At 79.4% G+C, this 603-nt stretch carries 1 pseudogene; it reads right to left on the bottom strand.

Annotated features, from left to right (window positions below):
- Positions 1–603 (bottom strand): annotated as a pseudogene (locus ACFP3V_RS00810) (ABC transporter permease); the annotation flags it as partial.

The following is a 603-nucleotide window of genomic DNA, read 5'->3' as shown; positions in this document are numbered from 1 at the left end:
GCGTCCCCCCGCCGACGGCGGCGGCAGCGGCGGGGGAGGCCAGCGCGGGCAGCGGGCCGGTGCCGTCCCAGTGCAGCAGGGCCGGGTCGAACGCGCCCCGGCCGATGCGCCGGGACAGGGCCGCGTAGTCCGCCGGGTCCACGCCGAAGACGTCGACCTGGGCGGTCTCGGACAGGCCGAGGTCGCGCTGGACCACCACCTCCGCGACGCCCCGCACGCCCGGCAGCCGGTGCACCGCCGCGACCAGGGCCGGGTTCAGGTCGGTGCTGGTGGTGGTGATCCGGGCGTCCGCGCCGACCCGGCTGAAGGCGGCGCTGTCGCGGGCCTGCTGAACGCCCGTCAGCACCGAGAGCCCGAAGCCGCCGACGGTCAGCGCGAGCAGCATGGCCAGCAGCGGCAGCAGGGAGGCGCCGGAGGAGCCGCGCCCGGCGCGGGCCAGACCGAGGAAGCCGACCGCCCCCCGGCGGCCGCGCGCGGGCCGGGACAGCAGCCGCACCGGCACCGGGTAGAGGCGGACCAGCACGATCGCCCCGGACAGCCCGAGCAGCAGCGGCGCGGCGGTGACCAGCAGGTCGACGCCGCCGCCCGGGTCGATGCCGCGCC

This window comes from Streptacidiphilus monticola, from assembly GCF_042658505.1.
Classification (GTDB): Bacteria; Actinomycetota; Actinomycetes; order Streptomycetales; family Streptomycetaceae; genus Streptacidiphilus; species Streptacidiphilus monticola.
This window is presented reverse-complemented; position numbering and strand designations above follow the sequence as displayed.